Source organism: Serratia sp. PL7 (assembly GCF_945957435.1).
The window spans coordinates 1-290 of record NZ_CAMFLB010000148.1 but is presented as its reverse complement, the minus strand read 5'-3'; the positions used below and the strand labels follow the sequence as shown (position 1 = coordinate 290).

1 rRNA gene is annotated in these 290 nt (G+C 48.3%); it reads left to right on the top strand.

Annotated elements, in window-relative coordinates:
• Positions 1 to 193: ribosomal RNA gene (locus tag N6G83_RS54680) — 23S ribosomal RNA — on the top strand; the annotation flags it as partial.
• Positions 194 to 290: the final 97 nt, after the last annotated feature.

The following is a 290-nucleotide window of genomic DNA, read 5'->3' as shown; positions in this document are numbered from 1 at the left end:
CTGCCCGGTAGCTAAGTGCGGAAAAGATAAGCGCTGAAAGCATCTAAGCGCGAAACTTGCCTCGAGATGAGTCTTCCCTGGGCCTTTAAGGTCCCTGAAGGAACGTTTAAGACTAAGACGTTGATAGGCTGGGTGTGTAAGTGCAGCGATGCATTGAGCTAACCAGTACTAATGATCCGTGAGGCTTAACCTTACAACACCAAAGGTGTTTTAGAGTAGACGACAATTTTCAGCGAAGTTCCGAGATTGGTTCTGATGGCGACACGAGAGTGACGCGGTTGGAATGAAAC